The organism is Rhizobium sp. KNZ2-6A (genome assembly GCF_056755475.1).
Genome location: NZ_JBNDIC010000026.1, coordinates 1 through 16,912, shown reverse-complemented (window position 1 = coordinate 16,912; position 16,912 = coordinate 1). Strand labels below are relative to the sequence as shown.

The 16,912-nt window shown below is 57.9% G+C and carries 13 protein-coding genes, 3 tRNA genes and 3 rRNA genes; 1 reads left to right on the top strand and 18 read right to left on the bottom strand.

All coding sequences use genetic code 11. The features are described 5' to 3' along the window. Positions 1-3: 3 nt before the first annotated feature. The 12 genes from ACPYOP_RS18445 to iaaH all read right to left on the bottom strand — a co-directional run bounded on the left by ACPYOP_RS18445 (position 4) and on the right by iaaH (position 10,544). On the bottom strand, positions 4-888 hold the full coding sequence (locus ACPYOP_RS18445) for a carbohydrate ABC transporter permease (RefSeq protein WP_112338534.1): 885 nt from the start codon (positions 886-888) through the stop codon (positions 4-6). A gap of 72 nt (positions 889-960) precedes the next feature. Continuing rightward, positions 961-2,193: an ABC transporter substrate-binding protein gene (locus ACPYOP_RS18440; protein ID WP_181476387.1), complete on the bottom strand. Its 1,233-nt coding sequence runs from the start codon at positions 2,191-2,193 to the stop codon at positions 961-963. A gap of 199 nt (positions 2,194-2,392) precedes the next feature. Then, positions 2,393-3,376 (bottom strand): branched-chain amino acid ABC transporter permease, encoded by a 984-nt coding sequence (locus ACPYOP_RS18435; protein WP_112410117.1) that lies wholly within the window; start codon positions 3,374-3,376, stop codon positions 2,393-2,395. Then, complete coding sequence (locus ACPYOP_RS18430) at positions 3,373-4,233, bottom strand: branched-chain amino acid ABC transporter permease (RefSeq protein ID WP_112338537.1); 861 nt, start codon at positions 4,231-4,233, stop codon at positions 3,373-3,375. The genes ACPYOP_RS18435 and ACPYOP_RS18430 overlap by 4 nt, the downstream gene beginning before the upstream one ends. Before the next feature lies 1 nt (position 4,234). Next, entirely contained in the window at positions 4,235-4,930 is a 696-nt protein-coding gene (locus tag ACPYOP_RS18425; RefSeq protein ID WP_112338538.1) for an ABC transporter ATP-binding protein, read from the bottom strand. Beyond that, complete coding sequence (locus ACPYOP_RS18420) at positions 4,914-5,675, bottom strand: ABC transporter ATP-binding protein (protein ID WP_310230948.1); 762 nt, start codon at positions 5,673-5,675, stop codon at positions 4,914-4,916. Before ACPYOP_RS18420 ends, ACPYOP_RS18425 begins: the two co-directional genes overlap by 17 nt. Further along, positions 5,672-6,979, bottom strand: coding sequence for an ABC transporter substrate-binding protein (locus ACPYOP_RS18415; protein WP_112410118.1), 1,308 nt, complete (start codon positions 6,977-6,979; stop codon positions 5,672-5,674). The genes ACPYOP_RS18420 and ACPYOP_RS18415 overlap by 4 nt, the downstream gene beginning before the upstream one ends. 247 nt (positions 6,980-7,226) lie before the next feature. Further along, positions 7,227-7,712 carry a nitrile hydratase accessory protein gene (locus ACPYOP_RS18410; protein WP_481411802.1) on the bottom strand — a complete coding sequence of 162 codons (486 nt, stop codon included), beginning with the start codon at positions 7,710-7,712 and terminating at the stop codon, positions 7,227-7,229. After that, positions 7,712-8,065 (bottom strand): SH3-like domain-containing protein, encoded by a 354-nt coding sequence (locus ACPYOP_RS18405; RefSeq protein WP_310230950.1) that lies wholly within the window; start codon positions 8,063-8,065, stop codon positions 7,712-7,714. The genes ACPYOP_RS18410 and ACPYOP_RS18405 overlap by 1 nt, the downstream gene beginning before the upstream one ends. Further along, positions 8,055-8,378 carry an SH3-like domain-containing protein gene (locus tag ACPYOP_RS18400; RefSeq protein WP_112338542.1) on the bottom strand — a complete coding sequence of 108 codons (324 nt, stop codon included), beginning with the start codon at positions 8,376-8,378 and terminating at the stop codon, positions 8,055-8,057. Before ACPYOP_RS18400 ends, ACPYOP_RS18405 begins: the two co-directional genes overlap by 11 nt. A gap of 13 nt (positions 8,379-8,391) precedes the next feature. Beyond that, positions 8,392-9,000: a nitrile hydratase subunit alpha gene (nthA, locus tag ACPYOP_RS18395; RefSeq protein ID WP_112338543.1), complete on the bottom strand. Its 609-nt coding sequence runs from the start codon at positions 8,998-9,000 to the stop codon at positions 8,392-8,394. A 137-nt stretch (positions 9,001-9,137) separates the two neighbouring features. Beyond that, a complete protein-coding gene (gene iaaH, locus ACPYOP_RS18390; RefSeq protein WP_481411801.1) occupies positions 9,138-10,544 on the bottom strand; it encodes an indoleacetamide hydrolase in 1,407 nt (468 codons plus the stop codon). A gap of 262 nt (positions 10,545-10,806) precedes the next feature. Between iaaH and ACPYOP_RS18385 the strand changes: the two genes are divergently transcribed. Continuing rightward, on the top strand, positions 10,807-11,532 hold the full coding sequence (locus tag ACPYOP_RS18385; protein ID WP_481411800.1) for a response regulator transcription factor: 726 nt from the start codon (positions 10,807-10,809) through the stop codon (positions 11,530-11,532). Positions 11,533-11,876: 344 nt separating this feature from the next. On the opposite strand, the gene ACPYOP_RS18380 is transcribed toward ACPYOP_RS18385, so the two are convergent. From ACPYOP_RS18380 to ACPYOP_RS18355, 6 genes are all read right to left on the bottom strand, one after another. Then, a tRNA-Met gene (locus ACPYOP_RS18380) sits at positions 11,877-11,953 on the bottom strand. A gap of 331 nt (positions 11,954-12,284) precedes the next feature. Further along, positions 12,285-12,399 (bottom strand): 5S ribosomal RNA (gene rrf / locus ACPYOP_RS18375). 206 nt (positions 12,400-12,605) lie between these two features. Further along, positions 12,606-15,483, bottom strand: a 23S ribosomal RNA gene (locus ACPYOP_RS18370). 600 nt (positions 15,484-16,083) lie between these two features. Beyond that, a tRNA-Ala gene (locus tag ACPYOP_RS18365) sits at positions 16,084-16,159 on the bottom strand. A 98-nt stretch (positions 16,160-16,257) separates the two neighbouring features. Continuing rightward, positions 16,258-16,334: transfer RNA gene (locus ACPYOP_RS18360), tRNA-Ile, on the bottom strand. Between the two features lie 252 nt (positions 16,335-16,586). Continuing rightward, positions 16,587-16,912: ribosomal RNA gene (locus tag ACPYOP_RS18355) — 16S ribosomal RNA — on the bottom strand; the annotation flags it as partial.

Genomic DNA, 16,912 nt, shown 5'->3' with positions numbered 1-16,912 from the left:
GGCTTAGCCCGCTGCTTTCTGCGCCATATAGCGGCGCGCATAGTAAATGGGCGTGGCGATGACGACGACAGCAGCGAGCATCATGATCGCACCCGCATTGGCCAGCGCCACATTCTGGCGTTCGAACAGGTTTTCCATGACGAACTTGGCCGGCACTTCTGTCGCATTGCCGGGGCCGCCGCCGGTCAGCGCCACGACGAGGTCATAGGCCTTGACGACGGAAACCGAGAGCAGCACCGTCGCAGTCGCTGCCATGGGCGCAATGATGGGGAGGACGATTGACGTATAAACGCGCCACTTGGCGATGCCGTCCACCTTCGTGGCTTTCCAGAGGTCTTCATCCACGCCGCGCAAGCCCGCCAGCAGGATCGCCATGACGAGGCCGCTGCCCTGCCAGACGGCGGCCAGAACCAGAACGAAGATGGCGCGGTCGGGCCGGACGATCCAGTCGAAGACGAAATTGTCGAAGCCCCAGCTGCGCATCGTCGCCTGAATGCCGAAGGTCGGATTGAGCACCCATTGCCATACAAGGCCGGTAACGACGAAGGACATGGCATAGGGATAGAGAAAGATGGTGCGGAACAGGCTTTCGGCCCTGATCTTCTGGTCCATCATCACAGCCATGAGGAAGCCGAGAACGAGACACACCAGGATGAAAAGCACTCCGAAAACGACGAGGTTCCCGACCGAGACCAGCCAGGCATCCTGGTTCATCAGCCGCACATACTGGTCGAAGAAATTGAATTTATAGATCGGGATCAGCCTGGAATTCGTCATCGAAATGACAAAGGTCCAGATCATCGCGCCAATAAAGACGCCGATGACAATGATCCACGCTGGAAGCATGGCCAGAGTGACCTGCAACCTTCCGCGCCAAAGCCCATGCATTGTTCTAACCCTGGATGATGCTGATGAAAATGGAGCCGACCGACGATGCCGATCAGCAAGCGTTTGGTCCGATCAGTATTTTTCGAGGACGCCCGCGACCGCCGTGACGTAATCATCCGGCTTCGCATCGGGCTTGGCCCAGAGAACCTTGAGTTCAGCACCCAGCGCCCCGACCTTTTCCGGCGAGAAGGGGATCATGAGCGCCGCGACGGAATTGCCCTTCTCGATGGCGCTAGCACCGGCTGCGGCGCAAGCATTGTAGCGGGAGGCATCAACACCCGTGCGGATCGGCAGCGAGCCCATGGCGGTCGTGAATTTCGACTGAACCTCGAGCGACGTCGTCAGTTCGGCAAGCTTCTTCTGCGCCTCGGTCAGGTTGTCGCCCTTGACGGGCATTGCCCAGACGTCGCCATTGACGACGGCCGGCGCATTGTTCGGGGCGATCGAGCACAGCACGTCCTCGCCCGGCTTCTTGCCGGCCGCAACGATTTCACCGATGGCCCAGCCACCCATGATGAAGAAGCCGGCTTCGCCCTTGAGGATCATCTGGTTCGTGACATTCCACTGGCGGCCCGATACGCCGCTATCGGCATATTTCGGCAGCCTGGCGAGAATTTCTGCGACCGGCTTGAAGGCGTCGGAGTGCACATAGTCAGCGCCCTTCGGCCCGGTGAACTGCTTCCAGCCATCAACACCCCCAACCGAGGCGAGCACTGCGGCAAACGTGTTCATGAACCAGACATCGCGATCGCCGGCCTGCGCGTAAGGCACGATACCGGCCGCGCGTAGCTTGTCGCCGGTTGCGAAGAACTCGTCCCAGGTCTTCGGCATGGTCGCCCCAACCTTATCGAGTGCCGCCTTGGAAGCGAAGAGGAAATTGGTCGCCTGAAGCTGGACCGGAACAGCATAGATATGTCCGTCGCGGGTGATCGCACTCATAACGGTTGCCGGTATAACCTGTGACCAGTTCCCGGCCTGAGCAACGGTATCAAGATTGGCAAGCAACCCGCTTTCGACGAGATTGTTGATGTCCGCGCCCATGCTGAACTGGGCTGCATCCGGCGCATTGCCGCCGACGATCCGGTTAATTGCGGCAGTCTTGGCCGCACTGGCACCGGCGACAGCCTCGTCCTTCCACTCGCCGCCGCTCTGGTTGAAGGCATCGGCGATCACCTTGATGCCGGCCGATTCCGCCTTCGATGTCCACCAGTGAATGACTTCGGTTGGCTGGGCCTGGGCCACGCCAGACACAGTGCAGATCGCCACTGCTGCGGCACTCGCCAAGGCCTTGTTAATCACGCGCATAAAATTCCTCCCCGCGAATGAGATTTCGCGCATATCGACGGCTGAAACTGCCGCTACATACGAAGCCCTACCTCCGGCTTGCATATGCCAAGGGCTATTGTCGGGAGAGGCTAGAGGACGCGCTCGGCGCCGGCCAATCGCGTTTCTTTTGCGAGCTTCATTGCCGTGACTAATATCGGGGGATAGCAGGGCGCGGCCTTCAGGCGCCTTGCCCCACCTCCCGCATCTTGCGGCGAATGGGCAGAAGGTCGATCCTGATCACCGATTTCAGGAGCCCCCAGGCTCCGCCCGGAACGAACAGCGTGACGCCGATCGCCAGCAGGCCCAGGATGATGAAATAGAGCGAGCCGATATTGCCCATGGTCTCGCGCAGCAGGAAATAGATCGCCACGCCAACGATCGGACCTTCGAGCGTGCCGATGCCGCCGAGAATGACGGCGAAGAGGATGATCGCCATCCAGTTCATGGAAAAGCCTGCCGTGGGGCTCACCTGCAAGGTGACCATATAATAGCAGGCTCCGGCCGCACCACCGATCGCTGCGGCGATCAGAAGCACATAGGTCTGCGTCCTGCGGATCGTCACGCCCATGGCTTCGGCTGCAAGCGGACTATCCTTCATGGCGCGCAGGGCCAACCCGAAGCGGCCGCGCATGAGACCGACGCAGGTCAGAAGCGCAATGAGCAGAATAATAGCTGCCGTCCCGTAGGTGGCAAAAAGCCGGACCGAACGGTCGATACCACGCACCGCCGTCAGCGCGATGCCACCGCCGCCGCCGAGCACGGCGGTATGATAGACGATCAGCCGAACGACTTCGGAAATCACCCACGAACCGATGGCAAGCTGCGCACCGGAGAGGCGAAACAGGATCGGCGTGATTAGCAATGCAAAGGCCGCGCAGACCAGCGCCGAAACGATGACCAAGGGAAAGGGCGGCAGGCCGAGACCGTTGGCGACCATGAAGAGCGTGTAGCCGCCGATGCCGATGAAGACCTGGAAGCCCATGAAGACAATGCCGCCGAAACCGGCAAGTAGGTTCCACATCAGGGCAATCGATAGCACCGCCGCGATTTCAGTCGTCAGCAGCACGGCATAGCGCGAGCCGGCGAACGGAATGGCAATCAGGACGGCAGCGATCAATCCGACTGTGACGAGCGACCGGGCGAAGGGCGAGGCGAGCGTCATACACGTATCCTTTTGGTAAAGAGACCGCCCGGCATCAGCAGCAGGCCGGTGAGAAAGACGACGTGGCCAACAAGCGGCCCCAGGCTTGGGACGATGAGCGTGCCGGCCGCCTGGGCGATGCCGAGAATGATGCCACCGGCGAGCGTTCCCCAGATCGAGCCGAGCCCGCCGAGGATCACCGCCTCGAAGGCGAAAAGCATCCGCTCCGGCCCCGTAGACGGGTCGAACGTGCCGCGCATCCCGTAGAAGATCGCGGCAACGGCGGAAATCGCCAGCGCAAAGCCCATCGCAGTGGCAAAGACGCGACGTGTCCCGATGCCCATCAGTTGCGCGACCGCTTCATTGTCCGAAGTCGCCCGGACCGCGCGGCCAAAGCGCGTGCGGCCAAAGACGGCGGCGGTGAGCGCAAAAATCCCGACCGCTACCGCCAGCGTAAGAAGCGGCAGGACACCGATGGCGACCGAGCCGATATTGATGGCAGCCGTTCCGAGCGGGCCTGGATCAAGACTCTTCGTATCGGCGCTGAAAAGCTGCAACATGACGTTCTGCAGAATGACCGACAGACCGAAGGTCACGAGAATGGGCGGCATCTCCCCACGCCCCAACGTTCGCTCGATGACGAAACGCTGCAAGAGCCGTCCGATCACAAACATGACCGGCACCACGATGGGCAGCGCCAGCAGCGGTTGGATGCCGAGATGCGTCGTGAGCTGCAAGGCCAGAAAGGCCGAGAAGACGATAAAGTCGCCATGTGCCAGGTTGATCTGCCGCATGAGACCGAGGCAGAGCGACAGTCCGAGACCATAGAGGCCGTAAAGTGCGCCGACCAACGCGCCGTTGATGAGTGTTTCCAGCATATCAGCGCATCCCGAAATAGGCGTTTGAGATTTCCGCCCTGTCCGCCGACTTGGATGCGCCTGAAAGCACGATCTGACCATGGCGCATGCAGGCGAAACGATCCGAGGCGGAGAGCGCACGGGCAATGTCCTGCTCAACGATCACCGTCGTCAGCCCCTCGCCCCGCAGCTTCTGAAGCGCCGAATAGACGATATCGACAGCAGCCGGGGAGAGACCGAGCGAGAGTTCGTCGCAGAGCAGAACGTCAGGATTGGACATGAGCGCCCGACCGATGGCGACGAGCTGCTGCTGTCCGCCCGAAAGCGCCATGGACGGACGGTTGCGGAATTCCGCGACCGTTGGAAAGATCTCGTAGACGCGTTCGATGTTCCACCCGCCCGACCGGCGCGAATGCGCGCCGACAAGCAAATTCTCCTCCACACTGAGGCTCGGGAAGAGCTGCCGCCCCTCGGGCACCAGCGCCAGCCCATGAACGACGATGTCTATGGTGGTGAGACCGGCAATGTCGCGGCCATTGATCGAGACGCTGCCCGTCTGCGGCTTCAGCCTACCTGTCATCACGGCAAAGGTCGTGGTCTTGCCGGCGCCGTTCGCCCCGATGAGCGCGAGCGTCTCGCCCCGCGCCACATTGAGGTCGAAGCCGAACAGGACCGGCAGCGGACCATAGGATGCCCGCAAGTCAGTGATCGATATCATCGATGTCAGGCTCCATGCCTAGATAGATTTGACGCACTTTCGGCATCCGCATCGTCTCATGCGGCTCGCCATGCGCGATGATGCGCCCTTCGCCCAGCACCGCGAGTTCGTCGGCGGCATGTGTCAGGACGTGAACGAGATGTTCGATCCAGATGATCGCCAGACCGCTTGCCGCGAGTGCCTTCACGATGGCCGCAACGCCGGCGGCCTCGTCGTCTGTCAACCCACCGGCAATTTCATCGAGCAGGAGGACCGATGGCTTGGTAGCCAGTGCCCGCGCAAGCTCGAGCCGTTTGCGGTCAAGCAGTGGGAGTCTGCCGGCTATCAGGTCGCCGCGGCTCTTGAGCCCGCAGATTTCCAGCGCCTGCAACGCCGCCTCTTCCGCCGCGCGCCCCTTGAACGCCCCCGCAAACGCGGCGGCGACCAGCGCGTTTTCGTAGACGGACATGTGCGAGAAGGTTTGTGGGACCTGGAACGTCCGGCCGATGCCGGCAACGGCACGCGCCGAAGCTCCAAACGAGGTCACGTCCCGTCCGGCAAGGAATACTTTGCCGGAGGAAGGCGCGAAGGTTCCGGAAATCACGCTGAACAGCGTCGTCTTACCAGAGCCGTTGGGGCCGATAATTCCGAGAATTTTCCCGCGATCAACTTCGATGCTGACTCCGTCCAGCACGATCGGTCCGCCATAGGACTTCACGACATTTTCGACAGTGAGCGCCCTGATCGTGTCAGCCGCCGGCATCATCCAGCCTTCCTGGCCAAGTCCATTGTGAAGTCGGCCTGGATTGGAACTTCAGGAGCATTCTTGTTGTAGGTCACCTTCAGATCATAGGTATCGTCGGGCTGGAGACGCCATTGGCCGCCCGCGATCTTGAGCTTGGCGACATTCTTGATTGGGCTTCCGGCCCAGTCGATATCGCCGACGACGGTCGTCATCTTGGTCGATTTGATGACGGCCTGAATGGCGTCCGGATCGGTCGGGTCGGCGGCATTCTTCAACGCGTTGATGCCCAGTTCCCACATGGCATGGATGACGCCGATCGGCTGCGTCCAGCGCTTGCCAGAGAATTTGGAATATTCCGACGCGATCTCACCGCAGGACTGGCCTGTCAGCGTCGACTTGAAGGGATAGTTCGGCGTCCACCAGATTTCCGTGGACATGCCGTCGCCGGCCTTGCCGAGCGCTTCGATGCCGGAGGGAAAGAGCAGCGCCTTGGCCGGCGTCGCGATTTTCGGCTTGAAGCCGAGCTGTTGGGCCTGACGCCAGAAGACGGCCCATTCCGGCGGGGAGAAGAGACCGGTCACAATCTCGCAGCCGGCATCGCGGAAGGCGACAATTTGGCGCGAGAAATCGTCTGCACCCGGCTGGAACTCGCCGACGTCGACAATTGAGTAGCCGCCCTTCCCCAAAGATGCGGGAAAACCGATCTCCGCATTGCCGAAGACCTTGCCGGGAGGGTCGTTTGACCAAACCGTGCCCACTTTCTTGTTGGTGGCCTGAGCATCCCACATGCCGATGAAGGTCGAGATGATGTCCTCGATACCCCAGAAGAAGTGGTTCACATATTTGAAGCCCTCCTCCGGGCGCCCCTTCAACGGGAACATCCAGCCCTGCCACGGATCCATGGTAGTGATGCTCGGGATACCCGCGGTTTCGCATTGTGATGCGACCGGAACATTGGTCAACGCACCCTGCGCCAGCATGAGATTGACGCCATCGTTGTTGATCAACTGGCTTGCCGAAGTGGCGGCGCGGTCGGAATTCGACTGGTCATCGATGTCAATGATCTCGACCTTGTAGGTCTTGCCGTTATTGACAAGCCCATCCTTCAACACCCCGCGCACCTTGCCGAGAATGAAAGGGTCAGCTTCGGCAAACGGGGCAAGCGCGCCGGTCTTCGAGCTGATATAGCCGATCTTGATCGTCGGGCTGGCAGCGATAGCTGGAGCCGGCAGAACGGACGTTGCCGCACTGGCGGCGGCACCGGCTCCTACAGCCTGCAGGAAGCTACGGCGAGTGAACCTCATGTTGTCGCGCGAGAATGTCATTGTTCTTCCTCTGTCGATTTTTATTGCCGTCAATGCGGTTTTACGGTCGCAAGTTCGCCGTGGGGCGGCCGCTTGCGGGGCCGGCTTCAGCATATTAGGAGCGGCGCCCGAGGTCCGGGATCAACAGTTTTGCGGATAATCCGGTAGCCGCATCGCCATCACTTTCTTCTTTAAAATCAGATAGAAAAAGCAATACGGAACCTTTTGGTCCCACAAGTCGGCCGTTCAGTTGTTTGCAGAGGAATAGTTACGCCGAAGCGTGTCTGTGAGCAGGGCTCACTGCAACCGGACCGGAATGTGTTTCGTGGTCGCCAGCGTGGCAATGCTCGTGGTGGTGGTCATGCTCGTGTTCAAGCTCTTCCAAGGCTCCGGGCGGGATCGGCGCGAGCCCCTTCCGGAATTCGACGGGCTTGCCGTGTTCGGTGTGGAAATAGGAACGCCGCCAATCCTCCTGATAATTGGCCACTTCGTCGTCCGTCGTCATGCCGCGACCCGCGACGATCTTTTCCATAGCCTGCATCCACCGGCGATAATAGGCCGTGTTGATGTCTTCCCCTTCTACTTGCGGGGAGGTCTTGATCTCGCTCGAAAATGCCACGACCCATTCCGCCCAGGTGAAATGTCCGGCGCGCGACAATTGCATGGTCAGCGCGAAGGCCTCCGCCTGCCATGGTTCGGAAAAAGCAGGGCGGTTGTCGAGCCATCGCGGATCAATTGTCAGATTACCTGCCATCACGACACATCTCCACGCAGTAGGTAGCTTTCCCAGAGGCTCAGATATACGGCCCCCGGCCCGTCACTCCCCTTGCCCCAAAGCGTCTCGCTGTCAAAACGGACACGATAGAGATGATCAGGGCATTCCCCACGTCCGGCCGAATGCGCGTCCGCGAAGACATGCGCGCCTTCATAACCGACGATGGTTCCGCGCTTGTCGCGCGCATAACCTGGCAGGCGCGTATGGGTGGAGACGTTGTCGTTCGTCGTCATAATGTCATCGCCGACCTTGAATTTCGGCACACTCTCGACTGCGCGCAGCGTCGAGGCACCGGTGGCTATCGCGATGGCGACCATATCCTTAGGCAGCATGGCCAGCCTCCTTTGCGGCAAGTTCGGCTATCCGCGCCCGATATTCCTCCTGAGTGAAGACGCCCTTGGAAATCAGCAGATCTTCCAGTGAATAAAGCCAATGTTCGAAATAGGATGTCGCCAGGTAATCGAGCGGTGGCATGTTCTCCATGGAGTAGCGGCTTTCATCGATGTTGAAGCAGCCAGCCGCGAGCGAGAGGATGTTGACGGCGAATGTTTTCGCTTCCCACTCCGCCTTGAACCTGGTGTCATCGTCGCCGCGATTGACCGGGCCGAAGCCCTGCATTCCGCCCATATCGGCAATTGATCTCATGACGCTTCTCTCCTCAGATCACCGACGCTGCCAGCGGCACACCTGTGCCGATCATGGAATCACGTGTCACAAGAGCTGCCAGCTTGTCCTCACTCCAGCCCTCTGTGCCGGCGGGTCGCTCAGGTAGCACCATATAGCGAATTTCAGCGTTGCTGTCGTAGACGCGCACCTCGCGGTCGTCGGCAATATTCACGCCGAATTCAGCGAGCACAGCGCGCGGTTCGATGACGATGCGGCTGCGATAGGGTGCAGATTTGTACCATGTCGGCGGCAAGCCAAGAACGGTCCAGGGATAGCAGGAGCACAGGGTGCAGACGATCACATTGTGAACCTCCGGCGTATTCTCAAGGATGATCATTGCCTCGCCCTGCAGGCCGCTGACGCCCACTTCCTTCAGCGCCTCGGTTCCGTTTTCGAGCAGGCGCACCTTGAACGCGGGATCGGACCAGGCCCGCGCCACAACGCCGGCGCCGATGCGCGGACCGAGCTTGTTCTGAAAGATATCAACGATTTCCGTCACTGCACCGGGGTCGATCTTGCCCTTTTCGACCATCAGCGTCTCGATGGCCTTAATCCGGAGCGCGAGTGTGGAAGGTGGCATCGTGTGATCGTCGTGGCTCATCGAAGTCCTCTGGAGATATCACGAAATGGGTCAAGGATAACGCCGATGGAGGGTTTCTTCATCAGCAATATTGAGGATAAGGGGCGGGCCGTCGTTCGCCGGAGACGCACGCGGACCGAGCATTTCCCCGGATCGCCTCATGCCGGGGGCGACGGAATGGGAAAAAGCGTCTCGATCGCAAGCGAGAACGCGAGAAGCGCCTGATCCTGTTCGAATGGGAAGTCCAGGCCCAGGCCTACGGGCAGGCCCGCCCGCGTGAGGCCGGCCGGAACGGAAACCCCAGGTAAGCTCGCGACGCTGCCTATATCCGTATTGTGAATGAGGGCTGGAAAAATAGGCAGTACCTTGCCGGCGATTACTACCGTTGAGGACTGATCAAGCTCTGGGGCCGGCAGACGGCAGACGGGGAATGCAAGCGCGTCGATTCGGTTGGCCTTGAATATATCTGCATAGGCCGACGTCAAGGCGGGGAGATGCTCCGTCGTGGCGATCTCGTAAGCCAAGGGACTAATGGCCGTCGCCGGATTGAGCTGAGCGAGAAGAATTTCGCGCACATCCGGGCTTGCCACCTGATCTGCAACCTCCGCGAAGGTCAGCGGAATGTCGTGATCGGACAGGAATGCCGAGAGTGCGAGCGTTCCTTCGTAGATCGAAATGGACATCGCGGCTGCGGCATAGGGCTCTGGAAGTGCTCGCGAATCAACCTCGACAAGCTCCGCGCCTTCGGCAACGAGCCGTTGAAGCGCCTCCATGCAGATCGCGGCGACCTCGGAATCGACGAGGTCCCAGAAATGCTTGTGAGGAATGCCGAGCCGAGTGCCCTTTATAGCCGACGCCACGACCGGCGACGAGGACGTAACAACGCTGTCCAACAGCACCATGTCTGTCGCGGAGAGCGTGATCGGGCCAGGCGTGTCCCGCGTCGTGGAAATCGGCACGATGCCGGCAGTCGGCCACCGCCCGGTTGTTGGACGATAGCCCCATGCGCCGCAGAAGGCTGCGGGAATGCGCACCGAGCCGCCGGTGTCCGTCCCGATGGAGGCCGGCACGAGCCGCGCACCGACGGCTGCCCCGCTTCCGCCGCTGGAACCACCTGAGGTGCGGGCCTGATCGAAGGGATTTCGCGGCGCGCCGTAGGCGACATTTGCGGAGGTTGCGCCATAGGCAAGCTCATGCATGCCGTTCTTGCCATAGGCAATCGCGCCTGCCTTCAAGAGCCAGGCCGCGACGGGAGCATCCTTCACCGGCCTGAAGTTGCGAAGTGCCGGCGTTCCACCCGTCGTGACATAGCCGGCAACATTGATGTTGTCCTTGAAGGCAATGGGAAGGCCATGCAACGCTCCCCGCAGTTGTCCGGTCGCCCGCTCCGCATCCGCCTGACGCGCATCCCGAAGCGCCCGCTCCTCGTCCAGCGACACAAAGGCGTTGATCGAGGCAAGGCTCGCTTTTCTCATCAACAGATCGGTGACGAACTCCTCAGCGCTGAGTCTGCCCCGCGCCATGGCGGCGGCGATCTCGGTCAACGTGAATGCCTTGAGCGTCATTTTAGTCCCCGCACAGAATTTCGACATGTGAAGGGCTAGTTAGATGACGGGCGCACCGCCATCCGCAATTTTGTTGGTGAACGCTTGTTCTTGTTAGTCACCGCTGAGGCAAAGCGCCGCGGCTAGGGTCCCGGCGTACTCTCTGGTCAGCAAGCTCATATTAGACGCGTCGAAAATTCTTGATCTTTGGCATGTTGTTTGCTTCCATTCCGGAAAAGGGAACTAAGCGGACAAAAAGATTCCGCCAATTATTGGGGGTCTCATGAGCGGGACTGTGTTCGATTTGACATTCGATGAGGCAAGTCTGTTCGCGGATATTGTCGGTAGACTGACAAGCCCAGGGTCGGTGGAGATCAGGGAAACTATCTTTCCGGACATATTGCGCCTGATGCGGGCGGATGTGCTGGCGTCTTACAAATGGAATCCCAAAATAAGCTCCTATGACGAGCCCTTCGTAATCAACCAGTCCCCCGACAGCATCAAGGCTTACAGGAATTGGTTCCAGTATCGCGATCCAATGACCCGGCAATTGCGCAGTCTCTGGCGTCCGGCCTATGTCGATGAGGTGATTTCCAAACCGGACTTGAGCAAAACGGAATTCTTCAACGACTTTCTAATGAAAGACGGGCTCGACCATGGCATTAATGTCTTCCTCAAGGACAACGGACGGGCACTGGCGGACCTGCGCATCTGGCGGACCAGGCGCCAACCGGACTTCGCAGACCGTGAAATCGGCCTATTAAAAGTCCTCGCACCGTTGCTCAAGCGCGCTCTATCCGTCGCGCCTGACGTAACACTCTCCGTTCTGACCGATCGCGAGCGAGACGTCGCGCTCCTCATCTCACGCGGCTGTTCTGACAAAGACATTGCGCGCGTCCTCAATATCGGTTTTGCAACTGTGCGAACACATCTTACGCGCTGCCTTGAGAAGATGGGCTGCTCAAACAGGGCGGAGCTCGCCGCCTGTGTCACAAGGCTTTCACAATAGACGGATGAGCCTACCAACAGGGCGGTCTTAGAAAATCAAAGCGGTCCACTGACAGCGTTTTGTCAAAGTGGAAATCTGGTCAACAAGCGCCAAATAGAAGCTCTTGAAAGGGATTTTACTGCGGCCGCTGATAAATTCCGGCGACCGCGGCCCGGAACGATCTGGTCATTCTGATTGCTTCAGATGAGTTTGAAGCAGAAGCCAAACGCCAAAAGCTCCTCGACGCTTACGCGGAGGAGCTTGATGCTGACAATGTCAAATTCGTATTTGGTTTCGGATCTAGCATCGCCATTGAAGATGAAGTCTTCGCGCCCTGGATAGCTGATCTTTGTGATTGTAAATTTTGGTTGCGGGGGCAGGATTTGAACCTGCGGCCTTCAGGTTATGAGCCTGACGAGCTACCGGGCTGCTCCACCCCGCGCCATCGACGTAAACCGCGAAGCGGTTTATCGTGTGTTACCAGCGCAAACCGCTGTGCGATTTGTCGCGATTGCGTAAACCTGGAGGTTTATCGCGTATGGGCACCTTTTTGGGATGCCCGAACTGAACCGTTTCAGGACCAGTTCATAGTTCTTCCAGAAGCGACAAAGGCCGCTTGTGAGCGGCCTATTGTAACACGGCTAGGCCGTTGAGCGTAACCCCGAAGGGTTTGCCGTGTTTGTGATGAGAAGATTGACGCATAAACCGCCGATGCGGTTTAGCGTGAGGCATAAATCGATTTCATCGATTTAGCCTGAAGTTGCGATTAGCAGACCTGGCAGCGACCTACTCTCCCGCGTCTTAAGACGAAGTACCATGGGCGCAGGGGCGTTTCACGGCCGTGTTCGGAAAGGGAACGGGTGCAGCCACCCCGCCATAACCACCAGGTCGGCAAAGCGCAACTTCGGGCCAAACCGCGCCAGCGGTTTATGCCCTATGAGAAGCTGGTGAAGAGAGGCAGTAGGCAATTGCCAATAGGCAATAGTCTTTCTGCTTCGTCTTTTCTTTGAACACGTCTGGATATTGGGCAGGCGGCTATTGCCTACTGCCTACATCCTATTGCCTCATCTTTTCGATGAGCACTGGCAATGGGAACGATCAAGCCAATCGAGCTATTAGTACCGGTAAGCTTCATGCGTTGCCGCACTTCCACACCCGGCCTATCAACGTGGTCGTCTTCCACGGCTCTGATAGGGAACACTCGTTTTCAGGTTGGTTTCCCGCTTAGATGCCTTCAGCGGTTATCCATTCCATATGTAGCTACCCTGCTATGCCCTTGGCAGGACAACAGGTCCACCAGAGATATGTCCATCCCGGTCCTCTCGTACTAGGGACAGATCCTGTCAATATTCCTACACCCACGGCAGATAGGGACCGAACTGTCTCACGACGTTCTGAACCCAGCTCACGTACCGCTTTAATTGGCGAACAGCCAAACCCTTGGGACCTGCTCCAGCCCCAGGATGCGATGAGCCGACATCGAGGTGCCAAACAACCCCGTCGATATGGACTCTTGGGGGTCATCAGCCTGTTATCCCCGGCGTACCTTTTATCCGTTGAGCGATGGCCCTTCCACGCGGGACCACCGGATCACTATGACCGACTTTCGTCTCTGCTCGACTTGTCAGTCTCGCAGTCAGGCGGGCTTATGCCATTGCACTCGACGACCGATTTCCGACCGGTCTGAGCCCACCATCGCGCGCCTCCGTTACTCTTTCGGAGGCGACCGCCCCAGTCAAACTACCCACCATACACTGTCCCGGATCCGGATGACGGACCGCGGTTAGACATCCATGACGATAAGGGTGGTATTTCAAGGATGGCTCCACAAGAACTGGCGTCCCTGCTTCAAAGCCTACCACCTATCCTACACATGCCGACACGAATGCCAGTGTAAAGCTATAGTAAAGGTGCACGGGGTCTTTCCGTCTGACCGCAGGAACCCCGCATCTTCACGGGGAATTCAATTTCACTGAGTCTATGTTGGAGACAGCGGGGAAGTCGTTACGCCATTCGTGCAGGTCGGAACTTACCCGACAAGGAATTTCGCTACCTTAGGACCGTTATAGTTACGGCCGCCGTTTACTGGGGCTTCGATTCAGAGCTTGCACCCCTCCTCTTAACCTTCCAGCACCGGGCAGGCGTCAGACCCTATACGTCGTCTTGCGACTTCGCAGAGCCCTGTGTTTTTGGTAAACAGTCGCTACCCCCTGGTCTGTGCCACCCTCACATACTTGCGTACATAAGGGTCACGCTTCTTCCGAAGTTACGCGTGCAATTTGCCGAGTTCCTTCAACATAGTTCTCTCAAGCGCCTTGGTATACTCTACCTGACCACCTGTGTCGGTTTCGGGTACGGTCTATACGGTGGAGCTATTTCCTGGAACCGCGTCCCCGCCCACACAATCCAATAAGTGTGAACAAGTTAAGCAATCCGTCACTACCACCAGGCCCACGAATATTAACGTGGTTCCCATCGACTACGCGTGTCCGCCTCGTCTTAGGGGCCGGCTAACCCTGCTCAGATTAACTTTAAGCAGGAACCCTTGGTCTTTCGGCGAGAGGGTCTCTCACCCTCTTTATCGTTACTCATGTCAACATTCGCACTTCCGATACCTCCAGGACCCCTCACGGGTATCCCTTCATCAGCTTACGGAACGCTCCGCTACCACTCCTCAAAGAGGAATCCTCAGCTTCGGTGCATGGCTTCAGCCCCGTTACATTTTCGGCGCAAAGACCCTTGACTAGACCAGTGAGCTGTTACGCTTTCTTTAAATGATGGCTGCTTCTAAGCCAACATCCTGGTTGTTTTGGGATCCTCACATCCTTTCCCACTTAGCCATGACTTGGGGACCTTAGCTGGAGGTTAGGGTTGTTGCCCTTTTCACGACGGACGTTAGCACCCGCCGTGTGTCTGCCTGATAGTACTTCCCGGTATTCGGAGTTTGGTTAGGATCAGTAAGACGGTGAGTCCCCATAGCCCATCCAGTGCTCTACCCCCGGGAGTATTCGTCAGACGCTCTACCTAAATAGATTTCGCGGAGAACCAGCTATTTCCGAGTTTGATTGGCCTTTCACCCCTAGCCACAAGTCATCCCAATCTATTGCAACAGATGCGGGTTCGGTCCTCCAGTTGGTGTTACCCAACCTTCAACCTGCTCATGGCTAGATCACTCGGTTTCGGGTCTAATGCAACAAACTATATCGCCCTATTCAGACTCGCTTTCGCTTCGCCTACACCTACCGGCTTAAGCTTGCTTGTTACACTAAGTCGTTGACCCATTATACAAAAGGTACGCCGTCACCCTTGCGGGCTCCGACTGTTTGTAGGCATCCAGTTTCAGGTTCTATTTCACTCCCCTTGTCGGGGTGCTTTTCACCTTTCCCTCACGGTACTGGTTCGCTATCGGTCATGCACGAGTACTTAGGCTTGGAGAGTGGTCTCCCCATGTTCAGACAGGATTTCACGTGTCCCGCCCTACTCTAGGACAATAAGTGTATCTACGCGTACGGGGCTGTCACCCTCTACGGCAAACCTTTCCAGGTTCTTCCACTTTAACACTCATTGCCACTGGCCTGGTCCGCGTTCGCTCGCCACTACTTGCGGAGTCTCGGTTGATGTCCTTTCCTGCAGGTACTTAGATGTTTCAGTTCCCTGCGTTCGCTTCTTACACCCTATTTTATTCAGATGAAGATACCTCATAACAATGCTTGGAACCTGGCGCGTTCGCGCCAAGGCAATAGGTCTTAGGCAATAGGCAATAGTCTCTTTCAACTACTGCCTATTGCCTATTGGCTACTGCCTGGCGCGCTGAGCGCGCCAGATTCCCAAGCATTTAAGGTGGGTTGCCCCATTCGGAGATCCATGGATCAAAGCTTATTCGCAGCTCCCCACGGCTTTTCGCAGCGTATCACGTCCTTCATCGCCTGTGCATGCCTAGGCATCCACTAAATGCCCTTACGACACTTGATCGTTCTCATTGCCAATGCTCATCATTTAGCCGACGTCCCGAAGGGACGCGGCAGATGCGATTACCTTTTACAATCACACCAATTCATAATGCCATCGACGTGTTCGATAGATCTGCTTACGCGCAAAACCCAAAAGGCTTTTGCGCTGATATGGAGCTACGCCGAGCAGCTCGCCTGCAGTCTATCTTTAAGACCAGCTTCTCGAGATTGGATCCGATACCGCGCGGTCAGGCAACGGTAATCCGATTGTCCATCAGAAGCCCTCAAAGAGGGCCAACAACGACAATCCAGAGCGACAAGCTTCCTTCCTACCTCCAGCCCTTCACCCATATCCGGCCGGCTAGGCCATCCATGGGATCATCAGAACTGGGCTCGGACGCTTCAAACAACCTTACGGTCGCTCAAAACACCTGGAAGCCTCCAGATCAATCTTCTCTTCACAATGTATGCAGAACACGCACCAGGCTCAAAAGCCGATGCAAAACCTTATTTTCTTCAGAAGACATTTTAAGTGTCAGCACCAACAGTGCGACAACATGCGCCAAACCAGTCCGCCTTCGCTTTCAAGCTTCGGCGAGACAATCTTCGACAAGTCGAAGATTGGTGGAGCTGAGCGGGATCGAACCGCTGACCCCCTGCTTGCAAAGCAGGTGCTCTCCCAGCTGAGCTACAGCCCCATCAGCTCGATCGCCTCAAGGATAAACCTCAAGGTTCGGCAACAATCCGCGTCACCGTCCATTCCCGGCTGCGCCATGCGTAGCCAAAAGGCGAAGCATGGTGGGCCCGGGAAGACTTGAACTTCCGACCCCACGCTTATCAAGCGTGTGCTCTAACCAACTGAGCTACGGGCCCATTCTCGTCAAACCGGTCCAGACAGAAAAAACTATCCGGATCGACGCGGTTCTTTGTCTTCTTGAAGAAAGAGAAACGTGGACGGCGAGGCTCGCCATACCATCCGAATGCCAAAGGCATTTCCGTGGCGTATTGCGTTTCGATGGTCACCTGACTGGTGCCATCTATGTTCTAAAAAGCACGGGAAGGTTCATACCGGGCCATATCCGAAGACATGTGCCGATCGTCTTACCAATTCCACAGCTTCCTTAGAAAGGAGGTGATCCAGCCGCAGGTTCCCCTACGGCTACCTTGTTACGACTTCACCCCAGTCGCTGACCCTACCGTGGTTAGCTGCCTCCTTGCGGTTAGCGCACTACCTTCGGGTAAAACCAACTCCCATGGTGTGACGGGCGGTGTGTACAAGGCCCGGGAACGTATTCACCGCGGCATGCTGATCCGCGATTACTAGCGATTCCAACTTCATGCACTCGAGTTGCAGAGTGCAATCCGAACTGAGATGGCTTTTGGAGATTAGCTCACACTCGCGTGCTCGCTGCCCACTGTCACCACCATTGTAGCACGTGTGTAGCCCAGCC